The following is a 23121-nucleotide window of genomic DNA, read 5'->3' as shown; positions in this document are numbered from 1 at the left end:
TATGGCGGTGTTCAGCATTCCCTGGTGTCCGCAGTATGCGTGCACCCGCGCCCGGATGGTAGCGCCGGGCCGCGCCCGTCGAGCGCAGCGGTTGCTGCAACGACGCGATATCCGTCGTCCCCATCGCCACCTTTGCGCCCTGTTAAGCCAACCTCTGCAAGCCTGCGCGCAGTCCCGTCGGAGAATCCCCATGCGCCTGTCCCTGTTGATGCTTGCCGTTCTGGCCCCGGCCCTGCCTGCCTTCGCGGCGGAAGCACCGGAACTGCAGCGCGCGGTGGGTGCACCACAAGCGATCGGCGCGGTGCACACGCTGCGGCAGATTCCCGAAGCCTGTGCCCGCCTGGAAGGCGCGTTCACCGGCCAGGCGGCGGAGCCCTATCGTTTCTCGGCGGTGCGCACCAGCGAGCAGTGCCAGCCGCGTGCCCGCTTTGTCGACTACAGCAAGGCGCAGCCGAGCGCTGACAAGGGCTGGAAACTCAATGATGTGATCCGTGTTCCGAATGCCGCCTGCCCGGCGCAGCAGGCGGTGGTGCGCGTGTGGCGTCTGCCGGTGAACAACGCCCAGGCGCTGGATGGGCAGGGACAGTCGCGCATCTATCTGGAGGAAGCCAAGAAGCAGGCCGCTGCCGGCAAGATCCCGCAGGTGACGATGTTCGCCGCGCAGCTGCAGATGGAAGGCAAAGCCTGCAATTGAGGCCGAGCATCCACGCATGGCGTGGATCTACTGGGAGGGAGGCCTGGGCAAGGCCTGCAATTGAGGCCAAGCATCCACGCATGGCGTGGATCTACTGGATGGGAGACCTGGGTAGTGCCGGCCGCTGGCCGGCAGCCCCGCGATCAATCCGCAAGCCTCGCCCCACGCGCCACCAGCAGATCGCGCAGTGCCGACCGGTGGCAATGCGCCTCGTCCTCGCAATAGCAGCCCACCGCGATATCGCTGTGCTGCGACAGCGCTGCGAGCAGGTCCAGCGCATGCGCTGCATCGGGCGCCTTCATTTCGGCGTTGTAGTGACGGAAGAACGCCGTCCAGTCGGCGGCGCTCTTCGCCTCATGCGCCTGTTTCACCAGCTCCGCGCTGGGTGACAGCGTCGGGAACCACACGTCGTACCAGTCCTGCCGGGCAAATTCGCTGCGCGGCACACCGCGCGGCGGGCGCCGCACGGTGCCGATGCGCAGGCCTTCACCGGGCGCGCGCGCTGAGCCAAGTCGAACAACACGCAACGCCATGGCATTCCTCGCAAAAAGGGGACGGAGGGGGTCAGCCTTCGAACGCAGGCAGCTTCTGCTTCACCGCCACGTTCTTCAGCGTCACGTACTTGGGCAGGCCATCGCTACCGTAGGGCAACGGTGCTTCGCCCTTGATCAACGGCTGCAGGTAGGCGCGCGCCTTGGCCGTGATGCCGAATCCATCGCGACGGATGAAGCTGGCCGGCATCTTCTTCTCGTGGTTGGCAATCTTCGACAGCGGTGCGGCTTCGATCTTCCAGCGATACGGTGCATCGCTGCTGCGCACGATCACCGGCATCACCCCGTTCTGGCCCTTCAGCGCCAGCTGCACCGCGGCCTTGCCGACCGCCTGGGCCTGTTCCCAGTCGGTTTTGCTGGCCAGGTGGCGGGCTGAGCGCTGCAGGTAGTCGGGCAGGGCCCAGTGCACCTTCAGCCCCAACTGGTCCTTGACCCGCCCGGCCAGATGCGCGGCCACGCCGCCCAGCTGCGAATGGCCGAAGGAGTCCTTGCCGCCGCCGGCGTCGGCGACGAAGCGGCCATCGGCGGTGGCGATGCCTTCCGACGCCACCACCACGCAGTAGCCCACGCGCGCGACCACGGCCTTGACCTTGGCCAGGAACGCGGCCTCGTCATAGGCGCGCTCGGGCAGCAGGATGATGTGCGGGGCGTCGTCCTCGCCGGTGCCGGCCAGGCCGGCGGCCGCGGCCAGCCAGCCGGCGTGGCGGCCCATCGCCTCGTAGATGAAGACGCGGGTGGAGGTCTCGGCCATCGCGGCCACGTCCAACGCCGCTTCGCGCACGGACACGGCCGTGTACTTGGCCGCCGAGCCGAAGCCGGGGCAGGTGTCGGTCACCGCCAGATCGTTGTCGATGGTCTTGGGCACGCCGATGCAGGTCAGGTCGTAGCCGGAGCTTTTGGCCAGCTGCGACACCTTCAGTGCGGTGTCGGCCGAGTCGTTGCCGCCGTTGTAGAGGAACCAGCGCACGTCATGGGCGCGCAGGACCTCCAGCAGGCGGTCGTAACGGGCACGGTCGGCCTCCAGCGATTTCAGCTTGACCCGGCACGAGCCGAACGCGCCGCCGGGGGTGTGGGCCAGGGCGCGGATGGCCGCAGCACTCTCCTTGCTGGTGTCGATCAGCTCCTCGCGCAGGGCGCCTAGGATGCCGTTGCGCGCAGCCAGGACCTTGATTCCCTTGGCGCGGGCCTGTTCGATCACCGCCGCGGCAGTGGCGTTGATGACGGCGGTGACGCCGCCGGACTGGGCGTAAAGGAGGGTGCCATTGCGCATGCTTCTACCTGTTCGGGGAGGGGACATTGCAGGGACATTACCCGGATGCGCTAAAGTGGCGCTATTGCGGTGCAGCGATACCGGACCGTCCGGGGCGCGAACCTTCTTTATTTTCAACACGTTGGAGTCAGGTCAATGCGATTGGTTCTGTTGGGACCGCCCGGTTCGGGCAAGGGGACACAGGCGACGCGCCTGAAGGAAAAGCTCGAGATCGCCCACATTTCCACCGGCGACATGCTGCGCGCTGAAATTGCCGCCGGCTCGGAGCTGGGCAAGCAGGCCAAGTCGGTGATGGATGCCGGCAACCTGGTGTCCGATGAGATCCTGCTGGGCATGCTGAAGTCGCGCCTGGCCCAGGCCGATGTCGCCAAGGGCTTCATCCTTGACGGCTATCCGCGCAATGTGGCCCAGGCCAACGCGCTGGACGGCATGCTGGCCGAGATCGGCCAGCCGCTGGATGCCGTGGTGCAGCTGGACGTGGCCACCGAACTGCTGGTCGAGCGCATCGCCGGCCGTGCGCAGGAGCAGGGCCGCGCTGACGACAATCCGGAATCGGTGCGCAAGCGCCTGCAGGTCTACACCGAGCAGACTGCTCCGGTGGTGGACTTCTACGCCGGCCGGGGCACCCTGGCCCGCGTCGATGGCGTCGGCGAACTGGACGAGATCGAAGCCCGCATCCTGGCGGCGATCAAGCGCTGACCCTCGTGGCCGGTTGATGCCGGCCACCGCAGGCGCAAAAAAACAGGCCTGATCCGCGAGGATCAGGCCTGTTTCGTTTCATAGGTGCCAGCAAAGGGCTTGCTCAGGGCCCCCACAGCATGAGCTCCCTTGGGGATGGCCTCTTGGGGAGTAGGACCGGTTCGGGTACTGCGGCTGGCATCCTGAATTGTGTCCGGGTTCACAGAACATCGCTATCAGGAATTCCCTGACATGTGGCTGGAGTTTTCTCACAGCAGCTGTAGGGGTTCTCTTACCCCGGTGCTGACAATGGCCCTATACAGCCGTGATCGGTCACAATCCCCGGTCATGAGCAGCGTACATATCCTTGCAATCGCCGGCACCTTCATGGGTGGCGTGGCCGCCCTGGCGCGGGAACTGGGCCATACGGTCAGTGGCAGCGACCAGGCCATCTATCCGCCGATGTCGACCCAGCTCGAGCAGCTGGGCATCACCCTGGACCAGGGCTACCGCGCCGACAGCGTGCCGGAGGGCACCGGGCAGGTGGTGATCGGCAACGCGCTGTCGCGCGGCAATCCTGCCGTCGAAGCCGTCCTGGACGCCGGCCAGCGCTACATTTCCGGCGCCCAGTGGCTGTCCGAGCAGGTCCTGCCGGGCCGTGACACCCTGGCCGTGGCCGGTACCCATGGCAAGACCACCACCACCACCATCCTGACCTGGCTGCTGGAGAATGCTGGTCGCTCCCCCGGCTTCCTGATCGGCGGCGTAGCCGAGGACTTCGGCGTGTCCGCCCGCTTGGGCCAGGGCCGCGAGTTCGTTGTCGAAGCCGACGAGTACGACACCGCGTTCTTCGACAAGCGCAGCAAGTTCGTGCACTACCGGCCGCTGGTGGCGATCCTCAACAACCTTGAATACGACCACGCCGACATCTTCCCCGACGTGGCGGCGATCCAGCGCCAGTTCCACCACCTGGTGCGTACCGTGCCGGCGCGCGGCCGCCTGATCGTCAATGGCGAAGACGCGCACCTGGCCGAAGTGCTGGCGATGGGCTGCTGGACCCCGGTCGAACGCTTCGGCTTCGACCCCACGCTGGAATGGCATGCCGAGCTGTTGGCCGCCGATGGCAGCGCGTTCCGCGTCCATCATCGCGGGCAGGCGCTGGGTGATGTGCACTGGTCGCTGCTGGGCCGGCACAATGTGCTCAATGGCCTGGCTGCACTGGCCGCTGCGCACGCAGTCGGTGTCGCGCCGGCCGAGGTGATCCCGGCGTTGGCGCGCTTCCGCAGCGTCAAGCGGCGCATGGAAGTGATCGGCAACCACGATGGCATCACCGTCTACGACGACTTCGCCCATCACCCGACCGCTATTGCGACCACGCTCGAAGGCCTGCGTGCCAAGGTCGGTGATGCCCGCATCGTGGTGGCGATGGAGCCGCGCAGCAATTCGATGCGGTTGGGCGCTCACGCACAAGCACTGGCACCGTCCTTGGCACTCGCCGATGAGGTGGTGTTCCTGCACCGCCCGGAGCTGGCCTGGGATGCGGCAGCGGTGATCGCGGCGGTGCGCGGACAGGCGCATGCCGTGGCCGACACCGATGCGCTGTTGGCGCAGCTGCAGGCCGACGTGCGCAGCGGCGACCATGTGGTGTTCATGTCCAACGGCGGCTTCGACGGCGCGCCGCGCCGCTTCCTTGCAGGGCTGCAGGCACGATGAGCAGTGAGGGTTCGCTGCCGCTGTTCCCGCTGCATACGACGCTGCTGCCGGGCGCGGCCATCGGCCTGCGTGTCTTCGAGCCACGCTACCTGGATCTGGTGCGCGAAACCGGCCGCAGCGGCGAAGGTTTCGGTGTCTGCCTGATCCTGGAAGGAAACGAAGTGGGAGCGCCGGCAACGCCGGCCGCCTTCGGCGTGCAGGTGAAGATCGAGGATTTCGATGTCGGCGCCGATGGCGTGCTGCAGCTGCGATTGCGCGGCACCCGTCGTTTCCACGTCGAGCGCACGCGCGTGCGCGACAACGGGCTGGTGGTTGCCGATGTGCGCTGGTGCGATGAGGATCCCGATGACGAACTGCGTCCGCAGCATGCGCTGCTGGCGACGGTACTGGACCACATCATCGAGCAGGCGGGCACGGCGTTCGCACCGGCCTCGCCGGCCTTGATGGACCAGGCCAGCTGGGTCAGCTGGCGATTGGCCGAGCTGCTGCCGCTGAGCGAACAGCAGCGCCTGCAACTGCTGCAGCTGGACGACCCGCACCAGCGCCTGCAGCAGCTGCTGGGCTGGATGCCGTAAAAGCCCGGCCGCGGTGCTCGCCGGGCATGGCCCGGCGTCGTCGGTAGATGCCAACCTTGGTTGGCAGCCTTTCCCGAAAGCGCCAACCAAGGTTGGCAACTACCAGAGCGGGACGGTAGCGCCGGGCCATGCCCGGCGGCTTCGTTACGGCGTGGCGGTCTTCAACCGCAGTACCGGCAGCCCGGTCTCCGGCTGCACATCCTCGCGCTGCGGCAACGACTGCACCGCTTCCTTGACCGCATTCAACGCCGGGTCGATGCCCCGCACCGGGTGCCACATGCCGATCCACTGGAAGTGGCGCTCGTAGCGCAGGGTCTGTGCGCTGCCCAGCCACAACGGGGTGTCGCCCGGCTGCAGCTGCGCCGGCGCCTGCCACAAGCGCAGTACGTAACGCTCGTCGGCCTGCGCGCCCTGGCGCACCATCAGCAGCGCTTCAACGCGCGTATCCAGTGTCGCCGGCAGTACCGGCAGTTCATTGGCGCCGGTGTTCTTGTCCAGCATCAGCAGCGCTTCCTGCCAGCCGGCCTGGGCCTGCACCTGCCAGCCGCGCGCTTCCAGCTGCGCCTGCAGCGGCGCCAACGCACCGGCCACCTGCACGTCCAGTGGCCAGCGCTGGTCATCGTCGAATTCGTTGCGACGCGCCGGCAGCTTCGCCCAGTCGTGCTGCCACCAGGCCTGCGCGTCCATCGCCAGCGGCGCGGGCAGGGTCGGCTCGAAGCGTTCCAGCTTGATGGCGATGTTGCGCGGCGCGTACCACATCGCCGCCACCACGAAGACGCCGTAGAACAGCCATGCCACCGGCTTTACCCAGAACGAGCGGTTGAAGCGGCGGCGGTAGGCGATGCCCAGCACCAGCAGCCAGAAGGTGCCGAACAGCATGCCGCCGATGACATCGCTCAGCCAGTGCGCACCCAGGTACAGGCGCGCAAAGCCGATCAGGCTGACCACGATGCCCGACACCAGGTAGGGCCAGACGCGGGTGCGGCCGGGCATTTCGCGGGCGATCAGCACCGCGAAGAAGCCGAAGGTGATGGTGGCCATGGTCACCGACACCGACGGGAAGCCGAAGCCGCTGCTGGCATCGATCGGGCGCACCACATCGACGGTGGCGCCGAGCAGTTTGGTCAGGGCCAGGCCGAAGGCCAATGCGGCCAGCCAATGGGCGGCCGCCATCCAGCGCCGGCGCCAGACCAGATAGCCCAGCGCGGCAGCGGTTGCCGGCAGCAGCACCTGCCATGCGCCAAGCGAGGCCAACGCGGCCATCGGGTAGTCGGCCAGCGGATTGCGCAGGGCCAGCATCGCCTGGTGCACCAGCAGGTCCACCGCCAACGGCTCGCCATGGGCGACCACTACCGTCAACAGCGCGAACCAGCCCCAGCCCAGCAACAGCAGCATCAGTGCCAGCATCGCCAGCGGCACCGATTCGCGGCGCTTCGGGTCGAGCACGCCCACCGTGTAGCGGCCCAGCGTCGGGTGCCGGTTGGACCAGTCGAGCAGCCGCGCCAGCCAGCTGTCCATGCGCGCGGCCGACCAGCGATAGCCGTACAGCACGATGGCCCAGACCAGGCTGAGGATCACTGCCAACAAGCCCACCACCACCACCAGCCGGCCGGCAACAGCAGCGACGGCATCATAGGCTTCGCCAAGAATCCAGCCCGGTGCCAGGAACAGCACAGCCCAGGAAATACTGGCGATGCCACTGGCCTGCACGTAACGGCTGGCGGGCATTTTCAACATGCCGGCAATGGCGGGCACGAACGGCCGGATGGCACCGACATAGCGGGCGATCAGGATGCTCTTGAACGCATTGCGGCGGAACAGGTTCTCGCCCCGGTCAAGCAGCTGCGGGTAGCGGCTGAACGGCCAGACGCCACGCAGGCGGTCGCCCCAGCGCCGGCCTATCCAGTAGCTGATGCCATCACCGGCGAACGCACCCAGCGCCGCGGCGGCAACCGCATACGGCCCGGAGATCTGGCCCAGGCCGATGAACACGCCAACGGCGAACAGCAACGGCAGCGCCGGCACGATGGCGCCAAGAATGATGACCGCATCGCAGAAGGCGATCAGAAAGATGACCGCACCCGCCAACACGGGATGAGCGGCAATCCACGCGAGGGTGGCGTCGATCCATGAAGAGTCCATTGCCCGATTATAGGGGCGTGAAGGTGACTGGTTCCCAGCCGCTTGGTGACCGTTTGCAACCGGCGCCATCGCCTAGAATGTCGCCATGCCTGTATCCAATGACGCGCCAACGCATGCACTGAAGGCCGACAGTTTCGGCCGGATCCTCCTCGTGCAGGGGCCTGAAGGCCCCTTCGTGCGCCGCGATCTGGGGGCCACGCCGCTGTGGTTGCGGTTGCCTGCGTGGTGGTTGGCGCGACGCGAAGCGCGTGCATTGCGCCACATCCATGGCATGGCCGACGTGCCGCAACTGCTGGACTGGGATGGCCGCCACCTCGACCGCAGCTTCATGGCCGGCGACGCGATGTACCAGCGCCCGCCGCGTGGTGAAGTTGCCTGGTTCCGCGCCGCACGCCGCCTGCTGCAGCAGCTGCATCGGCGCGGTGTGGCCCACAACGACCTGGCCAAGGAAGCCAACTGGCTGGTGACCGAGGACGGTCGACCGGCCCTGATCGACTTCCAGCTGGCAGTGATCGGTGACCCGCGCTCGCGCTGGATGCGCCTGTTGGCGCGCGAGGACCTGCGCCACCTGCTCAAGCACAAGCGCATGTACTGCCGGGAGTCGCTGACGCCGGTGGAGAAGCGCGTGCTCAAGCGCACGTCGTGGGTGCGCGATCTCTGGTTCGCTACCGGCAAGCCGGTCTACCGCTTCGTCACCCGCCGCATCCTGCATTGGGAAGACAACGAAGGGCAGGGCCCCAAGCCGTGAGCGCCCAGCTGAGCGAAGGCAGCGTGCTGCGTTCGCAACTGCCGGGTGCCGATTTCGTCCATGCCTGCCAAGAGGCGGCGCCGCGCAACGGCCGTTCGGCGCTGCGGGCCTACCGCGATATGGCAGCGACGGTGCCCGGCTGGTTCGATGGACTGATGGCGCTGCGCAACAGGGTCATGCGGCTGCTGGGCATGAAGGATCTGGGCTCGCTGCGCGGAGTGCAGCAGACCGCCGACCCGCAGCCCGGGCAACGCCTCGGCATCTTCACCCTGCAGGCGCTGGACGAGGATGCCATCGTGCTGGAAGACAACGACCGCCATCTGCGCGTGCAGCTGGCGCTGCAATGGCACGGCGATATGTTGGAAGTGGCGACGGTGGTGCACACCCACAACGCGTTCGGCCGCCTGTACATGCTGCCGGTGGCACCGGTGCATCGATGGATCGCGCCGCACCTGCTGAGCAAGCAGGTGCGCGGATATCAGTAGATCCGCGCCATGCGTGGATGCGCGTTGCCGCATGGCGCGGCAAACCCCTACGGCGTCACCGGCACCACCTGCTGGCCGATGAAGTTGCGCTTGCCATCGAAGTCATAGCCGATCTGCAGCTGGCCCACGTCCGGGCACGCATGGCAGTCGCGCAGCGGCGTGCGGTACAGCAGGCGGATGCCGCCCCCATCCAGCGCCGCGGTACCCGCGGCCTGCGCCGGCGCGAACGGCGTGGCCTGCGGATGCGCCTTGAGCACCTCCTGCACGCCGGGATCGGCGCGCAGCGTGTCGTCCAGCTGCACCGCATCCACGTCGATACGCTTGCCTGCGGCATCGACCAGGCGCGTGCCTTCATTGGTATTGGCGCGGAACGGATACTCGACGGTGGCCACGCCCAGGCCGTCGTGTTCATGCCAGGCGGTCACGTAGGCCAGTTCGCCACCGGTGGACAGCTGCTCGGCCGCAGTGACCGCATCGGCACTGGCCCCACCGGACCGCATCGCATCGCGCAGGCAATCGCGGGTGGCCGCGCTGTCGCCCTGGCGGCAGGCGTTGAGGTCACCATCCCAGACAACGGCCTCGCTCCAGCGCAGCTTGCCATCACCGGTGGCCTTGTCGACGCTGGCGGCGTCATCCTTGGCCGGCGCGCTGCCGGGTTCGGGCGAGCGGCCCTGGCAGGCGGTGAGCAGGGCCAGGCCCAGGGCAGGCAACAACAGGCGGGAACAGCGCATGGCATGGACCTCGTGCAGTGACCGGGGCGCCAGTATCGTCAACGTGCGGTGAACTCCGCGTAGGCGCGGCATACTAGCGGCTCATTGCATACGCTGGAGTGTGGAACGTGGGCAGTCTGCAGGGCAAAACCCTTTTCATCACCGGTGCCTCGCGTGGCATCGGCCTGGCGATCGCGTTGCGCGCCGCGCGTGACGGCGCCAACGTCGCCATTGCCGCCAAGTCGTCGGTGCCCAATCCGAAGCTGCCGGGTACCATCCACAGTGCCGCCGAGGCCGTCACTGCAGCCGGTGGCCAGGGCCTTGCGCTGAAGTGCGACATCCGCGAAGAAGACCAGGTGCAGGCGGCGGTTGCTGCCGCCGTGGACACGTTCGGTGGCATCGACATCCTGGTCAACAACGCCAGCGCCATCTGGTTGCGCGGCACCCTGGACACGCCGATGAAGCGCTTCGACCTGATGCAGCAGGTCAATTCGCGCGGCAGCTTCCTGTGCGCACAGGCCTGCCTGCCGTACCTGCTGCAGGCGCCGAACCCGCATATCCTGACCCTCGCGCCGCCGCCGAGCCTCGAGCCCAAGTGGTGGGGCGCGCATACCGGCTACACGCTGGCGAAGATGGGCATGAGCTTTGTCACCCTCGGCCTAGCCGCCGAGTTCGGTCCGCAGGGCGTGGCGGTCAATGCGCTGTGGCCGCGCACGGTCATTGCGACCGACGCGATCAACATGATTCCCGGCGTGGACGTCGGCGGCTGCCGCACGCCGCAGATCATGGCCGACGCTGCACATGCGGTGCTGGTGCGCGAGGCGGCAGGTTTCCACGGCCGTTTCCTGATCGATGACGAGGTGCTGGCCGAAGCTGGCGTGACCGATCTTTCCGGGTATGCGGTGGATGCGTCGCGTCCGTTGCTGCCGGATCTGTTCCTGGATTGAGCCAGGAGCATCCACGCATGGCGTGGATCTACTGTGCTGGCTCCGGTGGGGCTTCATCCACGCATGGCGTGGATCTACTGCGCTGGCTATGGTGGGGCCGGCCGTCGGCTGGGCTCATCGTCAGTGGCTGAACGTATCCGGCAACGGTCCGCCACACTTGCGGCAGTGCCGTGCATCCGGCTCATGGCCTTCCAGCCCGCAGTGCGGGCAGCCACGTGCATCGCGGCGCGCGGCCAGCTCGGCATCGCGCATGGTGCTGGCCAGTTCGGCGGTGTAGATGCCGGTGGGCACGGCGATGATGCTGTAACCGATCAGGATCAGCACCGAGGTGACGAAGCGGCCGAGCACGGTCTGCGGCACGATGTCGCCGAAGCCGACCGTGGCCATCGTCACCACCGCCCAGTACATGCTGCTGGGAATGCTGGTGAAGCCATGGTTCGGTCCCTCGATCACGTACATCAGCGTGCCGGCGATGATCGTGATGGTGACCACCGTGAACAGGAACAGCAGGATCTTGCGCCGACTGCGCCACAGCGACTGCATCAGCACGCCGCTTTCTTCGATGTAGCGGGTCAGCTTGAGGATGCGGAACACGCGCAGGATGCGCAGTGCGCGCACCACCAGCAGGCTCTGCGCACCGGGAATGAACAGCGACAGGTAGGTCGGCAGGATCGAGGCCAGGTCGATGATGCCCCAGATGCTCACCGCGTAGCGCAGCGGGCGCTTGACCACCACCAGCCGCAGCACGTATTCGGCGGTGAACAGGATGGTGAAGCCCCATTCCAGCACGTACAGCCAGTCGGCATGGGCGATGTGGAAGCGCTGCACGCTGTCGAACATCACCACCAGCACGCTGGCGATGATCGCGTAGACCAGCAGCAGGTCGAAATTGCGCGAGGGCCGGCTGTCGTGGCGGTAGATGATGTCGAACCACCGGCGGCGCCAGCCGGTCTCGGTGGCGGGGTTCAGCTGGGGGGCGGAAAACGGTCGCATGCGTGCATTGTGCCGCACGGGTTCCAGCGCGAGAATGGGCATTCCTGAACCCTGCTGACCGCCATGACCGCCGCTACCGATCCGCTGATCTCCCTGTCGCACTACTACCTGCCGGTGTACAAGCCCCGCCAGGTGGTGCTGGAGCGAGGCCAGGGCGCCCGCGTGTGGGACAGCCAGGGCCGTGAGTTCATCGATCTGGCCGCGGGCATCGCCGTGTGCGGCCTGGGCCACAACGACCCGGACCTGGTCGCCGCGCTGGTCGAACAGGCCGGCAAGCTGTGGCACACCAGCAACGTGTTCTACAGCGCGCCGCCGCTGCACCTGGCCGAGGAACTGGTGAAGGCCAGCCGCTTCGCCGAGCGCGTGTTCCTGTGCAACTCCGGCGCCGAAGCCAACGAAGTGGCGATCAAGATGGTCCGCAAGTGGGCCTCCAGCCAGGGCCGCCCGGCCGACAAGCGCGTCATCATCACCTTCCGCGGCAGCTTCCACGGCCGCACCATGGGCGCGGTGACCGCTACCGCCCAGCCGAAGTACCAGGAAGGCTACGAGCCGCTGCCGGGGGGCTTCCGCTACATCGACTTCAACGATGAAGTGCAGCTGGAAACGGCGATGGCCGCTGGCGACGTGGCGGCGGTGATGCTGGAGCCGATCCAGGGCGAGGGCGGGGTGATGCCGGCCAAGTCCGGTTTCCTCAAGCGCGTGCGCGAGCTGTGCGACCAGCACAACGCACTGCTGGTGCTGGACGAGATCCAGGCTGGCATGGGCCGTACCGGTACCTTGTTCGCGCATTGGCAGGATGACGTGGTGCCGGACATGGTGACCCTGGCCAAGGCACTGGGCGGTGGTTTCCCGATCGGCGCGATGCTGGCCGGCCCGAAGGTGGCCGAGACCATGCAGTTCGGTGCCCACGGCACCACCTTCGGCGGCAATCCGCTGGCCGCGGCCGTCGCCCGCGTGGCGCTGCGCAAGCTGGCCTCGGCCGAGATCGCGGCCAATGTCAGCCGCCAGTCGAAGGCGCTGCGCGATGGCTTTGCCCGCATCAACGATGAGTTCAAGGTGTTCAGCGAGGTGCGCGGTCGCGGCCTGATGCTGGGTGCGGTGCTGAGCAAGGAGTTCGCTGGCCAGGCCGGTGCCATCCTCGACCACGCTGCGGAGCAGGGCCTGTTGACCCTGCAGGCTGGCCCGGACGTGCTGCGCTTCGTGCCGTCGCTGAACATCACTGACGAAGAAGTGGCGGAAGGCCTGAAGCGCCTGCGCGCGGCGATTGCCGCGTTCGTCGCCGCGCGCTGATCATTGACCAAGGTAGCGCCGGGCCATGCCCGGCGTTGCTTTTCCGCTGCGCTCGTCGGGCATGGCCCGGCGCTACCGCACCCCGTAGCGCTTCAGCACCTTCCCCAGTCCGCGTCCGTCCTGCACGGTTTCCGCGTGCAGGCCCGCTGCGCGTGCACCGCGCACGTTGACGAACAGGTCATCGACGAACAGCGTGTGCGCCGGTGCCACCTCGAGGGCTGCGAGCGTGCGCAGGAATACCTCCGGTGCAGGCTTGCGCAGGCCGAAGTCCGCGCTGCAGAACACCCGGCCGCGCAGCTTGGGAAACAGCTCCGGCAGCAGCGTCGGCAGCGCCTGCGTCATCAAGGCACCATTGTTGGTCAGCACCGCCATCGGCACCCGCAGGGCGTTCAGCCGTTGCAGCACGGCGTGCTGCGGGTGGCTGGCCGCGTGCCGTGCGGCGATCCAGGTGTGCAGCGTTACCGTTGTGCCGAGCCGTTCGCCAAGCTGGGCCAGATAGCGCGCGCCATCCAGCGCACCGCTGTCGTGTGCCGCTTCGAGCCCGCGGTCGTACAGCGCGGCCTGCACGTGCGCGGTCGGCACGCCCAGCGCCTGCGCCAGATGCAGCACGCGCTGTGCGCGCTGGTAGTGCAGCAGCACGCCATCAACATCGAGCAGGAGAAGATCGATCCGCATCGGTCGAGCATGCCATTGCCGTATCCCCGCGCAAACCCTGGACCACCACTGCGACACACGGTCGCAGCCGGGTGGCCAGGTGTCTGCCTAGAATGACCACCGAACCTGCAGGAGACGCGACGATGAAGGCTTGGATGGTAGCGGTGGGGCTGGGTGCGCTGATGCTGGCGCCATCGGCGATGGCGCGCGTATGTGCGGTGAGCATCGACAGCACCGACCAGATGAGCTTCAGCAGCCGGGAGATCAAGGTGGCTGCCGATTGCAGCGAAATCGACCTGACCCTGCGCCACACCGGCAGGCTGGCCGCCACCGCGATGGGCCACAACTGGGTGCTGACCCGCACCGCCGACTACCAGCCGGTGGCGATGGCGGGCATGCGCATGACCCTGGCCGACAGCTACCTGCCGAAGGCCGACAAGCGCGTGCTGGCCCACACCAAGGTGATCGGTGGTGGCGAGACCGCCCGCGTGCGTTTTTCCACGAAGGGCATGCAGAAGGGCGGCGATTACACCTTCTTCTGCTCGTTCCCCGGCCACTTCGCGATGATGAAGGGCAAGTTCGTCTTCGGTTGAGTGCGCAGCAGCCACGCATGGCGTGGCTCTACTCCAGAGACGCAGCTCAGTAGATCCACGCCATGCGTGGATGAAGCACATCGATCCAGTAGATCCACGCCATGCGTGGATGAGGGCAGGCAGTGCCGACCACGGTCGGCACCTACCAGGCCGGGGTTCAGCCCTTGGCCGCCTTGAACGCCACGCGTGCCGCTGCCAGCGTGGCCTCGATCACGTCATCGTCGTGTGCGCTGGACAGGAAGCCGGCCTCGTACGCCGACGGTGCCAGGAACACACCCTGGTCCAGCATCGCGTGGAAGAAGCGGTTGAACGCCGGGATGTCGCAGGCCGTGGCCTGGGCGTAGGTCTCCACCTTCTCAGCGGTGAAGAACAGCCCGAACATCGCGCCCACCTGGGTGGTGGTCACCGCTACGCCTGCATCGGCGGCGGCAGCTTCCAGCCCCGCGCACAGGCGTGCGGCGCGCGCGCTCAGATCGTCGTGGAAACCCGGCTGCTGGATCAGCTCCAGCATGGCCAGGCCGGCGGCCATCGCCACCGGGTTGCCGCTGAGCGTGCCGGCCTGGTAGATCGGGCCAGCGGGCGCGATCTGCTGCATCAGCTCGCGGCGGCCGCCGTAGGCGCCTACCGGCATGCCGCCGCCGATGATCTTGCCGAAGGTGGTCAGGTCCGGGCTGATACCGTAGTGCGCCTGCGCACCGCCAAGGGCAACGCGGAAACCGGTCATCACTTCGTCGAAGATCAGCAGCGCGCCATGCTGCGTGCACAGCGCGCGCAGGTGCTGCAGGTAGCCTTCGCGGGGCGGAATGCAGTTGGCGTTGCCCACCACCGGCTCGATGATCAGGCCGGCGATCTCGCTGCCGCGTGCGTCGAACAGGGCGGTGGCCGCCTCGAAGTCGTTGTAGGGCAGGGTCAGGGTCAGTTCGCTCAGGCCGGCCGGCACGCCGGGCGAGGTCGGCACGCCCAGGGTCAGCATGCCGCTGCCGGCCTTGACCAGGAACGAGTCGCCGTGGCCGTGGTAGCAGCCTTCGAACTTGACGATGCAGCTGCGGCCGGTGGCACCGCGCGCCAGGCGGATCGCCGACAGGGTGGCTTCGGTACCGGAGTTGACCATGCGCACCATCTCGCACGACGGCACCAGCCGGGTGATGGTCTCGGCCATGGTCACTTCCGCTGCGCACGGCGCACCGAAGGACAGGCCGTTGTCGATCGCCTTCTTCACCGCCTGGCGTACGGCGGTGTGGTTGTGGCCGACGATCATCGGGCCCCACGATCCCACGTAGTCGATGTAGCGGTTGCCGTCGACGTCGTACAGGTAGGCGCCGTCAGCGCGCTCGACGAAGAAGGGTTCGCCGCCGACCGACTTGAACGCGCGCACCGGTGAGTTGACGCCGCCAGGCAGCAATTCCTGGGCGCGGGAGAACAGGGCGTGGGACTGGTCGTGGTTCATGGGGTTTCCTCGGGGTTACTGCTGCGTATCGAATCGGGCGAGGTAAGCGCGCTGGGTCGCGACCGGGTCCTGCGCGGCGTAGATGCCGCTGACCACGGCCAGCAGGTCGGCGCCGGCATCGATGATGGGACCGACATTGTCCGGGCTCAGGCCACCAATCGCCACCCGCGGCACGCCCAGTGCGGCGCTTTGCCGCAGCAGGTCGGGGTGGGCGCGGCTGCTGGTGACCTTGGTGGTGGTGGGGAAGAACGCGCCGAAGGCCACGTAGCTGGCGCCGGCCGCCACGGCACGCTCGGCGTTGGCCAGCTGGTCGTAGCAGGAGGCGCCGATGATGGCGTCCGGGCCGAGCAGGCTGCGTGCGGCGCCGATGTCACCGTCGGTGCCGCCCAGGTGCACGCCCGCCGCGCCGATGGCCTGGGCAAGCTTGGGGTCGTCGTTGACGATCAGCGGCACGCCGTGGGCAGCGCACAAGGCCTGCAGCGCCGTGGCCTGTTCCCGTCGCAGGGCATCGCTGGCGCTCTTGTTGCGGTACTGCAGCCAGGTGGCGCCGGCGGCGAGCAGCGGCGCGGTGCGCGCCAGCAGGCAGGCGGTATCGGGTTCATCCGGGGTGATCAGGTAGACGCCGCGGGGCGCCGGGGAAGCAGAAGTCATCGATGGCTACCGGTGAGTGGACCGCGATGGGACAATGGCGGCCCGTGAATCCAGCCCTGATTATCCGATGAGCGAAGCCACCCCCACCACCCTGCGTACCTGGATGTGCGTGGTCTGCGGATTCCTGTACCGCGAAGCGGATGGGCTGCCAGAAGAGGGCATCGCCCCGGGCACGCGCTGGGAAGACATTCCCGAGACCTGGACCTGCCCGGATTGTGGCGTGACCAAGGACGATTTCGAGATGGTCGAGATCGATTGATCGCAATCGCCGCCGGGCATGGCCCGGCGCTACCGGTGGGGCGGATCGTTGGCGGTGGGTGCGGACCGTTGGTCCGCACACCGGACAACCTCAATGCAGCCGCGGTACCGGTCCGCCCAGGTCGATCAGCTTCTCGCGCAGCCATTGCGCGTCGCTGGCCTCGGGGTTGCGCTTGAGGTACAGGCCCAGGTCGTTGCGCGCGCCGGCCAGGTAGTCCAGCTGCAGGTAGGCCAGGCCGCGATCACGCAGGGCATCGTCCTGTTCGGGGGCAAGCTTGAGCAGGCGGTCGGCACTGCGCGCGGCACGATCCCACTCGCTGGCCTCGGCATAGACCCCATGCAGGTTGCGCAGCATGCGGATCAGGATCGCGCGGCTCGGTGCAGGATCGAGGATCTGCGCCAGCACCTGGTCGTCGGGCATCTGCCCGCCCAGGTGTGATTTGGCGCGTTCGCGCAGTTCGTCCACGTCCAGCGGCCGGCCCCCATTGAACGGGTCCATCACCAGCACGCCATCGTCAACCGGCAGGCGCACCAGGAAATGACCGGGGAATGACACGCCGTCCAACGGAATGCCCAGCCGTCGCGCCACCTCCATCTGCACCAGTGCCAGCGAGATCGGATTGCCCAGGCGGCGCTCGAAGACCTGGTTGAGGTAGCTGTTGCGCGGGTCGTAGTACTCCTGGTGGTCGCCGCTGTAGCCCAGCTCATCGAACAGATGCCGGTTGATGGCCGCCATCTTCAGCGGGCTGTGCTCGATGCTGTCCACCTCGGCGCGCAGGTGCTCGACGTGGCTCTGCACCAGCGCATCGTAGGTCGACGGCTGCAGATCGGGATATTCATCGCGCGCGATCAGCAGCGCGGTCGGCAGCAGTGGCAGCGCCTCGTCGTCGAAGTCGGCCAGTGCATCCCAGTCGGGGAGTGTGATCCGGTCCTGCATGTCCACAGACTGGCGGCAATCGCAGGCGGTTTCAAGCAGCGTGGCGTGAATTCGTCACGTCGCCGTCCTTCCATCCACGCATGGCGTGGATCTACCGTGTCGACCAAGGTCGACACCCACCAACAGCGGCAGGAAGCTGTCAGAGGTGGGGTGGTGTGGGCTTGCAGGACCGCAGGCGCCATGGATGGCGCCTACGAGCCCCCAGGGATGGGTTTACGGCGTGTCCTGCAAGCCCACACCGCCCCACCATGCCTCGATAACCCAGCTCTTGCTTTTGATGTTGATTCGGCGGGTGCCGGGCGCAGCCCGGCCGCCCCTACTTCTCGATGCCCGGGCCGAAGATCAGCTCGGTGCCATCCTTCAGCTTGAGCTTCTCCGCCTGGCCGGCATTGAGTTCCAGCACGAAGCGTGCCGGGCCACCGCTGGGGTAGGGCGGGCACATGTCACCAGCCGAGCACGGCGGCACGTCGCGCTGCTGGCTCACCAGCCGCCGCTCGCTGTCGAAGTACAGGATGTCCAGCGCGATCTTGGTGTTCTTCATCCAGTACGCCTGCATTTCCTCGCGGTCATGCACGAACAGCATGCCGTGGTCCTCGGCCATCTGGTCGCGGAACATCAACCCGCGCGCACGGGTTTCATCGTTGGTGGCCAGTTCAACGTCATAGCGCGCACCATCAAGTTCCACCCAGTGGCGGGCAGCATCGGTGGCGCAGCCGGTCAGGGCCAGCAGCGGGAGCATCAGCAGTGAGCGCAGCAACGACATCGTCAGGGTCCTTCGAAAGGGTCAGAGCACGATCGGCGGCTCGCCGCCGACGATCACCACATCGGCACGGCGCCGTGCGAACAGGCCGACGCAGACCACGCCCGGCAGCTGGTTGAGCTCACGCTCGAGCTTTTCCGGATCGGTGATCTGCAGGTTGTGGATGTCCAGGATCTGGTTGCCGTTGTCGGTCACCACGCCCTCGCGCCAGGTCGGCTGGCCGCCGGTCATGTCGCGGATCTGGCGGGCAACCAGGCTGCGGGCCATCGGGATCACTTCCACCGGCAGCGGGAACCTGCCCAGCACCGGTACCTGCTTGCTCGGGTCCACGATGCAGACGAAGCGCTCGCTGGCCTCGGCGATGATCTTCTCGCGGGTCAGCGCAGCGCCGCCGCCCTTGATCAGGCACTTGCCGGGATCGCACTCGTCGGCGCCATCCACGTACAGCGACAGGGTGCCGGTGTGGTTCAGCTCGATCACCTCGATGCCATGCTGCTTCAGGCGCGCGGTGCTCTGTTCGGAACTGGACACCGCACCCTTGATGCGATGCTGGATGCGGGCCAGCGCATCGATGAAATAGGCGACGGTGGAACCGGTGCCGACACCGACGATCATGCCGTCTTCGACGTACTCGATGGCCTTTTCGGCGGCCAGGCGCTTGGCTTCAGACATTGCGGAGAGCTCTCAGGCAGGGAATCAGGATTTCTTTTCCAGCGACAGCAGCAGCTTCCACTGCGCAGCGGTCACCGGGAACACCGACAGGCGGTTGCCCTTGGCAACCAGCGGGAAGCCTTCGCCGAGTTCCTCGGCATGCAGCTTGATCTCGTCCAGCGCGATCACCTGCTTGAGCTTGCGGTCGAAGGCCACGTCCACCAGCATCCAGCGCGGGTTCTCGCGCGTGCTCTTGGGATCGTGGTAGTCGGATTTCGGGTCGAACTGGGTGTCGTCCGGGTAGGCCGCGCTGGCCACCGTGGCCAGGCCGACGATGCCGGGCACCTTGGTATTGGAGTGGTAGAACAGGATGCCGTCACCGACCTGCATGCCATCGCGCATGAAATTGCGCGCCTGGTAGTTGCGCACGCCGTTCCAGGGTTCAACCTTGACCTTGGCCAGGTCGTCGATGGAAAAGGCGTCCGGTTCGGACTTCATCAGCCAGTAGCGCTTGCGGGCGGTCATGCGTTCACGGGGGCAGCGGAAGGGAGCAGGGTGCCGGCTTCAGTGCAGATCGCATCCACCGGCACGTCCCAGGACGCCACCGGCAAGGACTCGACCTGCTGCACCGAGAATGCCGCGCCGACCAGCCAGGGTGGCGCCGGCCGATCATGGCGGAAGGCGAAGCTGCGATCATACCAGCCACCTCCCATGCCCAGCCGCCGGCACCGTGCGTCGAAGCCCACCAGCGGCGTCACCACCAGGGCCATCTGCGCCGGTTCCAGCGTGTCTTCGATGGCGATGTCCGGTTCGGGAATGCCGTAGCGGTTGCTGGTCAACGGTTGGCCGGGGCGCCAGGGCGCGAAGCGCAGCACGTCGCCGTGCAGCACCGGCAGGCAGTAGGTCAAGCGATCGGGCAGCTGCAGTTGCCAGCGGTGCAGGGCGATTTCGCCATCCAGCGCCCAGTAGCCGGCCACGGCGCCTTCGCGCGGGGCGAACGGCAGCGCCAGCAGCGCATCGGCCAGCGATTCGGCAGCGGCGATACGGGCGGGGGCGGAAAGGTCGCGGCGGCGTTGCCGCAGGTCGTGGCGCAGGGCCTGTCGCGGGTCGGTCATGGCAGCGTGCGGCAAGGATCAGCCGTCATTGTGCCGGAAAGAACAAGGGCGACGCCCGAAGACGCCGCCCTTGCTGGAATATTGCATTCTCCGCAATGTCGATGCATGCGAAACGACCTTGAACCCGGGGGCTCAAGTGGGAACGCTGGAGAACCATCGGGCTTCCCGCTGCAAGGCGGACCTGCACTCCCGGCGCTGTCGCGCTCCCGGTGTCGTTCTTAAGGGACAAGGCGAATGTTTGCACATGCCGTCGAGTACCGCAGAGAACGCGTGGCCATTATAACTACCGCGCGTGATCTGGATAGGCCGTTCGTCGGCAACAGTGCGTGCCAATTCAGAAAAGAGAAGGCGCATTCCGCGCCTATCTCAGGTGCTGCTGTCGATCGCCCGGTCCAGGCGCCGGTTCAGGTCGGCCAGGGTCTGTTGCAGGGCGACCGCCTGGCGGGCGTTCTCATCACGCAGCAGCTGCAGTTCGTGTGCCAGGTTGAGTGCCGCCAGCACCGCGATGCGGTCCACCGCGGCCATCCGGTTGCTGCCGCGGATCTCGCGCATGCGCGCATCCAGCAGGCGGGCGGCCGCCATCAGGCTGTCGCGTTCATCGCCACCAACGCCGACCGTGTATTCGCGGTCAAGGATACGGACGCTGACCGGTTCGGCACTCATGTGTGCTGCTCCAGGGATTTGAGCCGGGTGATCATCGCTTCCACCCGCGAACGCGCCTGCTCGTTCTTGGCCAGCAGCGTCGAGCGCTCGGCCACCAGCTGTTCCTGCTGGTGGCGCAGGCTGCGGTTCTCCTCGGCCAGCCGCTGGTTGCGGTCGAGCAACGCCTCCACACGGGCGGCGAAGGCCTGCAGCTGGGCAAGGGGATCGGCGGGTTCCATGCCCGCACGATAGGCAAGCCGGGTCAGGGCGGTCAAGCACTGTCGCAGCAGGGCCCGGCGGCTACGGAGAGCAGGCGGACACATTGCTACACTACCGGGCTCACGGGCGCGCGCGTGCGCGCTCCGCAGTTTCCCTTCCGAACGAGCCGCACGATGACCGAACTTCCCTCCGTCGACGACGTTACCCGCGCCAGCCAGGAACTGGGCCTGGGCGCCACTGCTGCCGAGCTGCATGGCGGGCTGTGCGGCTGGCTGGCCGCTGGCGGTGCCCCCGGCAATGACTGGCCGGCGCGCGTGCTGGCCGACGACAATCTGCCGCAGGTAGCTGCCGACAGTGCGCTGGCGCAGTTGCTGGAGGCCACCATCAAGCAGCTGGAAGACCGGGACTTCGCCTTCGAGCTGCTGTTGACCGACAGCAGCGACGTGGCCGCGCAGGCGGACGCCATGTTCAGCTGGACCCGTTCCTTCCTGGGCGGCTTCGGCCTGGGCAGTGGCGGCCACCGGCCGGCCCTGTCCGAAGAAGGCGAGGAGGCGCTGAACGACCTGGCCAGCTTGGCCCGTGCCTCGAGCGAGGATTTTGAAGCGGGCGGTGATGATGACGACGAAGCCCTGTCGGAGATCGAGGAGTTCATCCGCGTGGCGGTACTGCTGCTGCACGGTGACGTGGTGCTGGCCGCGCGCCATCGGCAGCGCCTGAACTGATGGATATCAAGCAGCGCACCGGCATCGCTGCCGGCGAGTACAAGCGTCGTCGCCGGCAGTTGATGGACATGGCGGGCGAAGACGCGATCTTGGTGCTGCCGGCGGCATCTGAGAAGGTGCGCAGCCTTGATACCCATTATCCGTACCGGCAGGATTCGGATTTCCAGTACCTGAGCGGCTTCCCGGAGCCGGAAGCGGTACTGGTGCTGATTCCCGGCCGGCGCCACGGCGAAGCGATCCTGTTCTGCCGCGAGCGCGATCCCGAGCGCGAAGCCTGGGATGGCGGTCGCGCCGGCCAGGAAGGCGCCGTGGCGCAGTTCGCGATGGACGATGCCTACCCGATCACCGACCTGGACGACATCCTGCCGGGCCTGCTGGAAGGGCGTTCGCGGGTGTACTACCACTTCGGCCGCGATGCGGATTTCGACCTGAAGCTGATCGGCTGGGTGAACCGCGTACGTTCGCAGGTGCGTCATGGTGCGCAGCCGCCGCATGAGTTCCTGGAACTGGGCCATCTGCTGCACGAGCAGCGGTTGTTCAAGTCCGGTGCCGAGGTGGCGTTGATGCAGCGCGCGGCCGACATCAGTGTGCTGGCGCATCGCGCGGCCATGCAGGGTGCGAAGGCGGGCATCCACGAGTACGAACTGCAGGCCGAACTGGAGCGGGTGTTCCGTGCCAACGACGCGGTGCCTGCGTACTGCAGCATCGTCGGTGCCGGCCGCAACGCCTGCATCCTGCATTACCGCGACAACAACGCACGCTCGCGCGACGGTGAACTGGTGTTGATCGATGCCGGCGCCGAGTACCGCGGCTACGCCAGTGACATCACCCGTACGTTCCCGGTCAATGGTCGATTCAGCGCCGAGCAGCGTGCGCTGCATGATCTGGTGGGTGCGGCGCAGGCGGCGGCACTTGCCCAGGCCAAACCGGGCGTGGCGTACGAAATGGGCCATCTGGCGGCGGTGCAGACCCTCACCGAGGGGTTGCTGCAGCTGGGCCTGTTGAAGGGCACGCTGGAAAAGAATCTCACCGAAGGCTTGTACCAGCGCTTCTACCGGCACAAGACCGGGCACTGGATCGGGCTGGATGTGCACGACGTAGGCGACTACCGCCTGGCCGGCGATTCGCGCCTGCTGGAGCCGGGCATGGCCTTCACCATCGAGCCGGGGCTGTACATCGGCGTGGACGACACGACGGTGGAACCGCGTTGGCGCGGCATCGGCATCCGTACCGAAGATGACGTGCTGATCACCGACGACGGGCATCGGGTGTTGACCGAAGGGCTGGAGCGCAGCGCCGACGAGATCGAAGCGTTGATGGCGGGGTAAGAGGGGTTTCTGCAGGGCTTGCAGCCCTGCACCCGCTACAAGCCAGAGCAACAGCAACAGCAACAGCAACAGCGGCATTCCGTGGGATGGCGGGGTACTGTGCGTTTGCGGGGCCGCCGCAAGTACGTCCTTGTAGGCTTGGTCGCCGCATCCATGCGGCTCACACCCCGCAAACCCACAGTACCCCGCCTTCGACAGTTTCCCGCGGCTGTTGGTAACGGCGGTTGTCGGCAGGCGGGACTATTGGTAGGTGTCGACCTTGGTCGACACGGAGCGAGCGCAGCAAGCGACCCGCTCCTGCTTTTCTTTTTTCTTTTCCGTGGTTGGACGCGCGCAAGGAACTGTCGA

Annotated in this window: 27 protein-coding genes and 1 other RNA gene; 12 read left to right on the top strand and 16 right to left on the bottom strand. The window is 67.1% G+C overall.

Features of this window, described 5'->3' with window-relative positions; genetic code table 11:
- Window positions 1-190: 190 nt before the first annotated feature.
- The gene (locus CLM74_RS17480) at window positions 191-694 is read left to right on the top strand and encodes a hypothetical protein (RefSeq protein ID WP_105164602.1); all 504 of its coding nucleotides are present in this window, start codon (window positions 191-193) and stop codon (window positions 692-694) included.
- Between the two features lie 143 nt (window positions 695-837).
- On the opposite strand, the gene CLM74_RS17475 is transcribed toward CLM74_RS17480, so the two are convergent.
- Window positions 838-1227: a DUF488 family protein gene (locus CLM74_RS17475; protein WP_105164601.1), complete on the bottom strand. Its 390-nt coding sequence runs from the start codon at window positions 1225-1227 to the stop codon at window positions 838-840.
- A gap of 31 nt (window positions 1228-1258) precedes the next feature.
- Window positions 1259-2515 (bottom strand): 6-phosphofructokinase, encoded by a 1257-nt coding sequence (locus tag CLM74_RS17470; protein WP_025874176.1) that lies wholly within the window; start codon window positions 2513-2515, stop codon window positions 1259-1261.
- A 135-nt stretch (window positions 2516-2650) separates the two neighbouring features.
- Between CLM74_RS17470 and CLM74_RS17465 the strand changes: the two genes are divergently transcribed.
- The 3 genes from CLM74_RS17465 to CLM74_RS17455 all read left to right on the top strand — a co-directional run bounded on the left by CLM74_RS17465 (window position 2651) and on the right by CLM74_RS17455 (window position 5481).
- Window positions 2651-3214: an adenylate kinase gene (locus tag CLM74_RS17465; RefSeq protein WP_025874177.1), complete on the top strand. Its 564-nt coding sequence runs from the start codon at window positions 2651-2653 to the stop codon at window positions 3212-3214.
- 327 nt (window positions 3215-3541) lie between these two features.
- On the top strand, window positions 3542-4906 hold the full coding sequence (gene mpl, locus CLM74_RS17460; RefSeq protein ID WP_105164600.1) for a UDP-N-acetylmuramate:L-alanyl-gamma-D-glutamyl-meso-diaminopimelate ligase: 1365 nt from the start codon (window positions 3542-3544) through the stop codon (window positions 4904-4906).
- Entirely contained in the window at window positions 4903-5481 is a 579-nt protein-coding gene (locus CLM74_RS17455) for an LON peptidase substrate-binding domain-containing protein (RefSeq protein ID WP_032976742.1), read from the top strand. Before mpl ends, CLM74_RS17455 begins: the two co-directional genes overlap by 4 nt.
- Window positions 5482-5625: 144 nt before the next feature.
- On the opposite strand, the gene CLM74_RS17450 is transcribed toward CLM74_RS17455, so the two are convergent.
- The gene (locus CLM74_RS17450) at window positions 5626-7623 is read right to left on the bottom strand and encodes a bifunctional DedA family/phosphatase PAP2 family protein (RefSeq protein WP_105164599.1); all 1998 of its coding nucleotides are present in this window, start codon (window positions 7621-7623) and stop codon (window positions 5626-5628) included.
- A gap of 85 nt (window positions 7624-7708) precedes the next feature.
- Here CLM74_RS17450 and CLM74_RS17445 point away from each other — a divergent pair, with 85 nt between their 5' ends.
- Together CLM74_RS17445 and CLM74_RS17440 are read left to right on the top strand one after the other, a co-directional pair.
- Window positions 7709-8371, top strand: coding sequence for a serine/threonine-protein kinase (locus CLM74_RS17445; protein WP_105164598.1), 663 nt, complete (start codon window positions 7709-7711; stop codon window positions 8369-8371).
- Entirely contained in the window at window positions 8368-8856 is a 489-nt protein-coding gene (locus CLM74_RS17440) for a DUF2867 domain-containing protein (RefSeq protein WP_025874182.1), read from the top strand. Before CLM74_RS17445 ends, CLM74_RS17440 begins: the two co-directional genes overlap by 4 nt.
- Before the next feature lie 47 nt (window positions 8857-8903).
- Here the strand turns inward: CLM74_RS17440 and CLM74_RS17435 are convergent, their stop codons facing one another.
- Entirely contained in the window at window positions 8904-9587 is a 684-nt protein-coding gene (locus CLM74_RS17435; protein ID WP_025874183.1) for a hypothetical protein, read from the bottom strand.
- Window positions 9588-9694: 107 nt separating this feature from the next.
- Here CLM74_RS17435 and CLM74_RS17430 point away from each other — a divergent pair, with 107 nt between their 5' ends.
- Window positions 9695-10513, top strand: a complete 819-nt coding sequence (locus CLM74_RS17430; protein ID WP_059065008.1) for an NAD(P)-dependent oxidoreductase — start codon at window positions 9695-9697, stop codon at window positions 10511-10513.
- A 120-nt stretch (window positions 10514-10633) separates the two neighbouring features.
- Here the strand turns inward: CLM74_RS17430 and CLM74_RS17425 are convergent, their stop codons facing one another.
- Window positions 10634-11506: an ion transporter gene (locus CLM74_RS17425; RefSeq protein ID WP_025874187.1), complete on the bottom strand. Its 873-nt coding sequence runs from the start codon at window positions 11504-11506 to the stop codon at window positions 10634-10636.
- Between the two features lie 63 nt (window positions 11507-11569).
- Between CLM74_RS17425 and CLM74_RS17420 the strand changes: the two genes are divergently transcribed.
- The gene (locus tag CLM74_RS17420) at window positions 11570-12796 is read left to right on the top strand and encodes an acetylornithine transaminase (protein WP_088101212.1); all 1227 of its coding nucleotides are present in this window, start codon (window positions 11570-11572) and stop codon (window positions 12794-12796) included.
- A 72-nt stretch (window positions 12797-12868) separates the two neighbouring features.
- On the opposite strand, the gene CLM74_RS17415 is transcribed toward CLM74_RS17420, so the two are convergent.
- Complete coding sequence (locus CLM74_RS17415) at window positions 12869-13471, bottom strand: HAD-IA family hydrolase (RefSeq protein ID WP_105164597.1); 603 nt, start codon at window positions 13469-13471, stop codon at window positions 12869-12871.
- 122 nt (window positions 13472-13593) lie between these two features.
- On the opposite strand from CLM74_RS17415, the gene azu reads away from it, so the two are divergent.
- Window positions 13594-14043: an azurin gene (gene azu / locus CLM74_RS17410; RefSeq protein WP_033831930.1), complete on the top strand. Its 450-nt coding sequence runs from the start codon at window positions 13594-13596 to the stop codon at window positions 14041-14043.
- 157 nt (window positions 14044-14200) lie between these two features.
- Here the strand turns inward: azu and hemL are convergent, their stop codons facing one another.
- Together hemL and thiE are read right to left on the bottom strand one after the other, a co-directional pair.
- The gene (gene hemL / locus CLM74_RS17405; RefSeq protein WP_025874191.1) at window positions 14201-15490 is read right to left on the bottom strand and encodes a glutamate-1-semialdehyde 2,1-aminomutase; all 1290 of its coding nucleotides are present in this window, start codon (window positions 15488-15490) and stop codon (window positions 14201-14203) included.
- Between the two features lie 15 nt (window positions 15491-15505).
- Entirely contained in the window at window positions 15506-16141 is a 636-nt protein-coding gene (gene thiE, locus CLM74_RS17400) for a thiamine phosphate synthase (RefSeq protein ID WP_105164596.1), read from the bottom strand.
- A 34-nt stretch (window positions 16142-16175) separates the two neighbouring features.
- On the opposite strand from thiE, the gene CLM74_RS17395 reads away from it, so the two are divergent.
- On the top strand, window positions 16176-16400 hold the full coding sequence (locus CLM74_RS17395; protein WP_025874193.1) for a rubredoxin: 225 nt from the start codon (window positions 16176-16178) through the stop codon (window positions 16398-16400).
- Between the two features lie 90 nt (window positions 16401-16490).
- Here the strand turns inward: CLM74_RS17395 and CLM74_RS17390 are convergent, their stop codons facing one another.
- The 8 genes from CLM74_RS17390 to CLM74_RS17355 all read right to left on the bottom strand — a co-directional run bounded on the left by CLM74_RS17390 (window position 16491) and on the right by CLM74_RS17355 (window position 20743).
- Window positions 16491-17336: a SirB1 family protein gene (locus tag CLM74_RS17390; protein ID WP_025874194.1), complete on the bottom strand. Its 846-nt coding sequence runs from the start codon at window positions 17334-17336 to the stop codon at window positions 16491-16493.
- A gap of 316 nt (window positions 17337-17652) precedes the next feature.
- Entirely contained in the window at window positions 17653-18099 is a 447-nt protein-coding gene (locus CLM74_RS17385) for a DUF192 domain-containing protein (protein ID WP_025874195.1), read from the bottom strand.
- Window positions 18100-18120: 21 nt separating this feature from the next.
- Complete coding sequence (gene rpiA, locus CLM74_RS17380) at window positions 18121-18768, bottom strand: ribose-5-phosphate isomerase RpiA (protein WP_032976728.1); 648 nt, start codon at window positions 18766-18768, stop codon at window positions 18121-18123.
- Window positions 18769-18792: 24 nt separating this feature from the next.
- The gene (locus CLM74_RS17375) at window positions 18793-19272 is read right to left on the bottom strand and encodes an EVE domain-containing protein (RefSeq protein WP_025874197.1); all 480 of its coding nucleotides are present in this window, start codon (window positions 19270-19272) and stop codon (window positions 18793-18795) included.
- Window positions 19269-19862, bottom strand: a complete 594-nt coding sequence (locus CLM74_RS17370; RefSeq protein ID WP_025874198.1) for a 5-formyltetrahydrofolate cyclo-ligase — start codon at window positions 19860-19862, stop codon at window positions 19269-19271. The genes CLM74_RS17375 and CLM74_RS17370 overlap by 4 nt, the downstream gene beginning before the upstream one ends.
- A gap of 83 nt (window positions 19863-19945) precedes the next feature.
- Window positions 19946-20131: non-coding RNA, 6S RNA (gene ssrS / locus CLM74_RS17365), on the bottom strand.
- 97 nt (window positions 20132-20228) lie between these two features.
- Window positions 20229-20525 (bottom strand): cell division protein ZapA, encoded by a 297-nt coding sequence (locus CLM74_RS17360; protein ID WP_025874199.1) that lies wholly within the window; start codon window positions 20523-20525, stop codon window positions 20229-20231.
- Complete coding sequence (locus CLM74_RS17355) at window positions 20522-20743, bottom strand: TIGR02449 family protein (RefSeq protein WP_025874200.1); 222 nt, start codon at window positions 20741-20743, stop codon at window positions 20522-20524. Before CLM74_RS17355 ends, CLM74_RS17360 begins: the two co-directional genes overlap by 4 nt.
- A 153-nt stretch (window positions 20744-20896) precedes the next feature.
- On the opposite strand from CLM74_RS17355, the gene CLM74_RS17350 reads away from it, so the two are divergent.
- The gene (locus CLM74_RS17350) at window positions 20897-21445 is read left to right on the top strand and encodes a YecA family protein (RefSeq protein WP_059064996.1); all 549 of its coding nucleotides are present in this window, start codon (window positions 20897-20899) and stop codon (window positions 21443-21445) included.
- A gap of 5 nt (window positions 21446-21450) precedes the next feature.
- Complete coding sequence (locus CLM74_RS17345; protein WP_088101068.1) at window positions 21451-22773, top strand: aminopeptidase P N-terminal domain-containing protein; 1323 nt, start codon at window positions 21451-21453, stop codon at window positions 22771-22773.
- Window positions 22774-23121 lie beyond the last annotated feature (348 nt).

The organism is Stenotrophomonas sp. MYb57 (assembly GCF_002966815.1).
Lineage (GTDB): Bacteria > Pseudomonadota > Gammaproteobacteria > Xanthomonadales > Xanthomonadaceae > Stenotrophomonas > Stenotrophomonas indicatrix.
The sequence above is the reverse complement of the archived record's forward strand: the minus strand, read 5'-3'. Positions and strand labels throughout refer to the sequence as shown.

Excerpts from the sequence above, each read along its gene's own strand:
- CLM74_RS17480 (WP_105164602.1), top strand. The coding sequence starts at position 191 with ATGCGCCTGTCCCTGTTGATGCTTGCCGTTCTGGCCCCGGCCCTGCCT.
- CLM74_RS17475 (WP_105164601.1), bottom strand. The coding sequence starts at position 1,227 with ATGGCGTTGCGTGTTGTTCGACTTGGCTCAGCGCGCGCGCCCGGTGAA.
- CLM74_RS17470 (WP_025874176.1), bottom strand. The coding sequence starts at position 2,515 with ATGCGCAATGGCACCCTCCTTTACGCCCAGTCCGGCGGCGTCACCGCC.
- CLM74_RS17465 (WP_025874177.1), top strand. The coding sequence starts at position 2,651 with ATGCGATTGGTTCTGTTGGGACCGCCCGGTTCGGGCAAGGGGACACAG.
- mpl (WP_105164600.1), top strand. The coding sequence starts at position 3,542 with ATGAGCAGCGTACATATCCTTGCAATCGCCGGCACCTTCATGGGTGGC.
- CLM74_RS17455 (WP_032976742.1), top strand. The coding sequence starts at position 4,903 with ATGAGCAGTGAGGGTTCGCTGCCGCTGTTCCCGCTGCATACGACGCTG.
- CLM74_RS17450 (WP_105164599.1), bottom strand. The coding sequence starts at position 7,623 with ATGGACTCTTCATGGATCGACGCCACCCTCGCGTGGATTGCCGCTCAT.
- CLM74_RS17445 (WP_105164598.1), top strand. The coding sequence starts at position 7,709 with ATGCCTGTATCCAATGACGCGCCAACGCATGCACTGAAGGCCGACAGT.
- CLM74_RS17435 (WP_025874183.1), bottom strand. The coding sequence starts at position 9,587 with ATGCGCTGTTCCCGCCTGTTGTTGCCTGCCCTGGGCCTGGCCCTGCTC.
- CLM74_RS17425 (WP_025874187.1), bottom strand. The coding sequence starts at position 11,506 with ATGCGACCGTTTTCCGCCCCCCAGCTGAACCCCGCCACCGAGACCGGC.
- CLM74_RS17420 (WP_088101212.1), top strand. The coding sequence starts at position 11,570 with ATGACCGCCGCTACCGATCCGCTGATCTCCCTGTCGCACTACTACCTG.
- CLM74_RS17415 (WP_105164597.1), bottom strand. The coding sequence starts at position 13,471 with ATGCGGATCGATCTTCTCCTGCTCGATGTTGATGGCGTGCTGCTGCAC.
- azu (WP_033831930.1), top strand. The coding sequence starts at position 13,594 with ATGAAGGCTTGGATGGTAGCGGTGGGGCTGGGTGCGCTGATGCTGGCG.
- hemL (WP_025874191.1), bottom strand. The coding sequence starts at position 15,490 with ATGAACCACGACCAGTCCCACGCCCTGTTCTCCCGCGCCCAGGAATTG.
- thiE (WP_105164596.1), bottom strand. The coding sequence starts at position 16,141 with ATGACTTCTGCTTCCCCGGCGCCCCGCGGCGTCTACCTGATCACCCCG.
- CLM74_RS17395 (WP_025874193.1), top strand. The coding sequence starts at position 16,176 with ATGGCGGCCCGTGAATCCAGCCCTGATTATCCGATGAGCGAAGCCACC.
- CLM74_RS17390 (WP_025874194.1), bottom strand. The coding sequence starts at position 17,336 with ATGCAGGACCGGATCACACTCCCCGACTGGGATGCACTGGCCGACTTC.
- CLM74_RS17385 (WP_025874195.1), bottom strand. The coding sequence starts at position 18,099 with ATGTCGTTGCTGCGCTCACTGCTGATGCTCCCGCTGCTGGCCCTGACC.
- rpiA (WP_032976728.1), bottom strand. The coding sequence starts at position 18,768 with ATGTCTGAAGCCAAGCGCCTGGCCGCCGAAAAGGCCATCGAGTACGTC.
- CLM74_RS17375 (WP_025874197.1), bottom strand. The coding sequence starts at position 19,272 with ATGACCGCCCGCAAGCGCTACTGGCTGATGAAGTCCGAACCGGACGCC.
- CLM74_RS17370 (WP_025874198.1), bottom strand. The coding sequence starts at position 19,862 with ATGACCGACCCGCGACAGGCCCTGCGCCACGACCTGCGGCAACGCCGC.
- CLM74_RS17360 (WP_025874199.1), bottom strand. The coding sequence starts at position 20,525 with ATGAGTGCCGAACCGGTCAGCGTCCGTATCCTTGACCGCGAATACACG.
- CLM74_RS17355 (WP_025874200.1), bottom strand. The coding sequence starts at position 20,743 with ATGGAACCCGCCGATCCCCTTGCCCAGCTGCAGGCCTTCGCCGCCCGT.
- CLM74_RS17350 (WP_059064996.1), top strand. The coding sequence starts at position 20,897 with ATGACCGAACTTCCCTCCGTCGACGACGTTACCCGCGCCAGCCAGGAA.